Genomic DNA, 4,277 nt, shown 5'->3' on the forward strand with positions numbered 1-4,277 from the left:
GCGCCCGCCCCCCCGGCGACGCGGCCGACGCCGGCGCCCCCCGGGCGGCGCGGGAAGAGGGGGGAAGAGGGGGAGCGGGATCCGGGGAACGGTCGCACACGGCGGGTCCGGTTTCCCGGACCCACGCACGGTCGGTCACCGCGGGCCCGGCGTCGCCGGAGCCGCGCGCACGGCCGGGCCCGGTGTTCCCGAGCCGGCCCGGACGGTCACTGCGTGGCGCCCTCGACCGGGATCAGCCGCTGCCGGGTGGTCTCGATCGTCTTGGGGAAGGAGTCGGCGCCCAGCTCGGCGGCCAGCTCCTCGACCGACCACTGCCGGTCGGCGTCGATCCGGTGGCCGAGCGACCAGCCCCCGTACAGGCCGACATGGCCGCCGGTCACCGAGAAGACCTGACCGGTGAAGGGGCAGTCCGCACCGGCCAGATAGCCGACCAGCGGGGAGACGTTCTTCGGGTGGTAGCGGTCCAGCACACCCTCGTCCTCGGGTGCGGCGACCGCGGCGCTGAAACCCGGGTTGCCTGCCAGCATAGCTGTACGGGCCATCGGGGCGATCGCGTTGGCCCGCACCCCGTAGCGGCCCAGCTCGGCGACGGCGTTGACCACCTGGACGGCCAGCCCCGCCTTGGCGGCCGAGTAGTTCCACTGGCCGACGTTGCCGTGCAGGCCCGCCGACGAGGTGGTGTTGATGATCGACCGGTCGGCGGTGGCGCCGTTCTTGGACTGTTCGCGCCAGTGGCGGGCCGCCGCCCGGATCACCGAGAAGGCGCCCTTGAGGTGGACGTCGAGGACCAGGTCGAACTGCTCCTCGGTCATGTTCCACACCATGGCGTCGCGGACCACACCCGCGTTGTTCACCACGACATGCAGATCGCCGAAGGACTCCAGGGCCGCGGCCACCAGCCGCTCGCCCACAGCCATGTCCGCGACGCTGCCCTCGACCGCCACGGCCTCTCCTCCGGCCGCGACGATCTCCTCCGCCACGGCTTCGGGGTCGCTCAGGTCGTTCACCACGACCCGGGCGCCCTCGGCGGCGAGCAGCAGCGCGTGCTCGCGGCCCAGACCGCCGCCCGCGCCGGTGACCACCGCTACTCGGCCGTCCAACTGTCCCATGGGAGTGCTCGCTTTCTTGTGCGGTTTCTCTTCTGCCGGTTCTCTTCTGCCGGCCGATTCAGCTCGGCTCGCGGCGGATCGCCGTCTCCTGCGCCACGGAGGCGACCAGCGTGCCGTCCCGGGACCAGAAGTCGCCCGTATTGAAGCCCCGGCCGTCACTCGCGGAGGGGCTGCGCTGGGCGAAGAGCAGCCAGTCGTCGGCCCGGAACGGGCGGTGGAACCAGATCGCGTGGTCGAGCGAGGCCAGGATCGCCTGCGACGGTCCTGACCGGAGGGGGTAGAGCGTCTCGAAGTCCAGAGCCGCGGTCGGCCCCAGGCTGAGATCGGAGCAGTAGGTGAGGGCGCAGAAGTGCAGCAGCGGATCGTCGGGCAGGGGGCGGCGGGCGCGGAACCAGACATTCTGCCCGGTCCCCCGGGAGCCGCCCATCGGCGCCGCGCCGGGCCGCTCCGGCACGACGCGCATCGACACCACCTGCGCATGGCCCGCCTCACGGTGCTGCTCGGGGCTGTGCGTCGCCCAGAACTCGAAGGCGTCGGCGATCTCCTCGGGCGGCGGCACCACCGGCATGACCGGTTGGCGCTCCGGCTGCTCACGCTGCTCCGGCTGTTCTGGCTCGGGATACTTGAACGAGGCGGACAGCGTGAAGACCACCCTGCCGCCCTGGGTGGCGGTGACCCGGCGGGAGCTGTACCGCCGGCCGTCGCGCAGCCGCTCGACGCCGTAGACGATGGGGCTCCGGACGTCCCCGGCCCGCAGGAAGTACCCGTGCAGGGAGTGCACCGGCCGGCCGGACTCCACCGTGTGCCCGGCCGCGGCGAGCGACTGGGCCACGACCTGCCCGCCGAACGCCTGCAAGGGCACTCCGGAGTGGCACCAGCCACGGAACAGATCGGCCTCGATCCGCTCCAGGCTGAGGAAGTCGGCGAGCTCGCACGAGGAGTACGGCAGCAGGGAGCCGGCTGGCTCGCCACCGTCTGTAGTGGACCCGATTCGGTACACGGCTGATAGACCCTTCACTCGCCGGGGAAGGTGCCACCCGGACGCCACCAAGTTAATCGCCACTAGACTCCCTGTCCATCCCCTCGCGTCAGCTGTTTCGACGGTGCCGCGACACCGTCCGGAGGGCCTCGCCGCCCGGGGCGATGAGTGGTCGCCCCAGGCTCCGATGCCCAGGAATGCGCTGGAAGACAGGGGTTCGCCGAGCCGGACGCACCATCGGACGCCCAGTCGGGCCGGGCGATCGGCGGTGCGAACGCGCGACCGCGGACGACTGCCGGACTCCGGGCCGTACAGGCTCTTCGACCCGATTCCGTCGCCGTGGACCGGCGCCCGGCGATCGCTCGGACCCACGGCGAAGTGCCGCCGCCGGACCTCGGCAGTCCCATGATCCCCGGGCAATCCACTGGTCCCCGACCGGTCGGCATCGGCTTTCGCCGAGGGGTCGGGGCAGCTGGAGGGCCCTGGACAGGCTAACTAATTTGAATTAACTTAACTTTCCCGGCCGGTCCGCCGCGCCGCAAGAGAGGACGTCCGCACCGTGCGCCGCAGTGTGCTCACCATGTTCGCTGTGTTCGCCGTGTTCGCCGTGTTCAACCGGGGTGCGAAGCCTGCCGGGCAGGCTGCCGGGCGTGTTCCCCGCCGCGGAGGGCGTCCCGCGCCACGGCGACGGGGAGCGCGCGGGGCGGGTGTCGCGTACGTTCGGCACCCGCGGAACCTCCGGCATCCGCGGAACCTCCCGCGTCCGCGGCATCCAGCGGCATCCACCGGCGAGGCCGTGCGGATCTCCGTCTCCCAGGGCCGCCGTCTCCCGGGACCCCGGCCGCCAAGGCTCTCGCCCACCCTCACCAAGGAGTACCCATGCGCGACGCAGTCATCGTCGACGCCGTACGTACCGCCGTCGGCAGGCGCAACGGCTCGCTGTCGGGGCTGCACTCGGCCTCGCTGTCCGCCCATGTCCTCAAGGCCCTCGCGGAGCGCACCGGCCTGGACCCGGCCCTGGTCGACGACGTCATCTGGGGCTGCGCCGCCCCGGTGGGCATGCAGGCCGGCTGCATCGGCCGGTCCGCGGTACTGGCGGCCGGCTGGCCGGAATCCGTCCCCGGGGTGACCATCGACCGGCAGTGCGGCTCCTCCCAGCAGGCCGTGCACTTCGCCGCCGCCGGTGTGATCTCCGGCCAGAGCGACGTCGCCGTCGCGGGCGGCGTGGAGATCATGAGCGCCGTTCCGCCGAGCCTCACCGCCCTCGACGGCAAGTACGGCGAGCCGCACGGCCCGGACGTCTGGGACCGCTACGACGGCGTCCGCTTCCACCAGGGCATGGGCGCCCAGATGATCGCCGACGAGTACGGCATCAGCCGCGCCGAGCTGGACCGGCACGGCCTCGACTCCCACACCCGCGCTGCCCGCGCCATCGACGAGGGCCGCTTCACGGGCCAGATCGCCCCGATCACCGTGACCGGCGCGGACGGCTCCGAGCGGGTCTTCGACACCGACGAGGGCGTGCGCCGCGGCTCCACCCCGGAGGCCCTCGCCGCACTGAAGCCGGTCTTCAAAGAGGACGGCACCATCACCGCGGGCAACGCCTCGCAGATCTCCGACGGCACCGGCGCGCTGCTCATCACCACCAGCGAGTTCGCCCGCTCACAGGGCTGGACCCCGATGGCCCGCATCCACACGGCCGTCGTCGCGGGAACCGACCCGGTCACCATGCTCAAGGGCCCGATCCCGGCCACCGCCAAGGCACTGAAGAAGGCGGGGCTCTCGCTGGACGACATCGGCGCCTACGAGATCAACGAGGCGTTCGCCTCGGTCACCCTCGCCTGGCTGCGGGAGACCGGCGCCGACTACGCGCGGATGAACCCCAACGGCGGCGCCATGGCCATCGGCCACCCCATCGGCGGCTCCGGCGCCCGCATCATGACCACCCTCGTCCACCACATGCGCGACAACGGCATCCGCTACGGCCTCCAGTCCATGTGCGAGGGCGGCGGTATGGCCAACGCCACCGTCCTGGAACTGCTGTAGAGCCGCGGATCACCGGTGCCGGGGCAGGAGTGCCGAGACCGGCGGACCCGGCACCGGCCCACCCGCACCGGACGCGCCTCCCGCCGGCGCCCGCCGGCGGATGCGTCCGTATGAGATGAGGAGTGAACGCTGATGAAGCGCAC

Annotated in this window: 3 protein-coding genes; 1 reads left to right on the top strand and 2 read right to left on the bottom strand. The window is 72.4% G+C overall.

Going from position 1 to position 4,277, the window contains the following annotated elements:
• Positions 1 to 206: 206 nt before the first annotated feature.
• Positions 207 to 1,109, bottom strand: a complete 903-nt coding sequence (locus ACWF94_RS30265) for an SDR family NAD(P)-dependent oxidoreductase (protein ID WP_453495510.1) — start codon at positions 1,107 to 1,109, stop codon at positions 207 to 209.
• Positions 1,110 to 1,167: 58 nt separating this feature from the next.
• The gene (locus ACWF94_RS30270; RefSeq protein ID WP_453495513.1) at positions 1,168 to 2,109 is read right to left on the bottom strand and encodes an acyl-CoA thioesterase; all 942 of its coding nucleotides are present in this window, start codon (positions 2,107 to 2,109) and stop codon (positions 1,168 to 1,170) included.
• Positions 2,110 to 2,967: 858 nt separating this feature from the next.
• On the opposite strand from ACWF94_RS30270, the gene ACWF94_RS30275 reads away from it, so the two are divergent.
• Positions 2,968 to 4,134, top strand: a complete 1,167-nt coding sequence (locus ACWF94_RS30275) for a thiolase family protein (RefSeq protein WP_453495516.1) — start codon at positions 2,968 to 2,970, stop codon at positions 4,132 to 4,134.
• Positions 4,135 to 4,277 lie beyond the last annotated feature (143 nt).

It is taken from the genome of Streptomyces sp. NPDC055078 (assembly GCF_053607985.1).